The organism is Membranihabitans maritimus, from assembly GCF_021729145.1.
In the GTDB taxonomy this organism is placed as follows: domain Bacteria; phylum Bacteroidota; class Bacteroidia; order Chitinophagales; family Saprospiraceae; genus Membranihabitans; species Membranihabitans maritimus.
Window position 1 is genome coordinate 1 of sequence record NZ_JAJSLW010000086.1, and the last position, 380, is coordinate 380.

Below are 380 nucleotides of genomic sequence, written 5' to 3' on the forward strand. Positions count from 1 at the left end.
GCATATGACATCGAGAAATTACATGAGTTCTTCTTAGAACATGAAGAAGTAGAAGCCCACTACTATGAGAAATTGAAATGGTTGTGGGAAGATGGCCAGGAGTGTGGCCCCTTAGTGTTACACGGTTGGTTGTATGATATAGCACGGTATGTAGCGGAGCATTGTGGTGGTACGGATGAGCACGGCAATCCACTGGTCATAGAAGAGCTGGAAGGATTCTTCGATCGATTGAGTGGGGTACCGGGATATGGAAAAGAAGTAGCATACTTAGGTGGTGGATGGAGCCCATCCGTTCCGTTCAAATGTGAAGATGCGTGTGAAGAGCCTATGGTAGAGTTGTTGGTTATGGATTACTGGTGTAACTGGGGTAAAGCCTGGGT

1 protein-coding gene is annotated in these 380 nt (G+C 46.6%); it reads left to right on the top strand.

The features are described 5' to 3' along the window. A partial coding sequence (locus LVD47_RS23415; protein WP_236981147.1) for a hypothetical protein occupies positions 1-380 on the top strand: 380 nt, incomplete at both ends.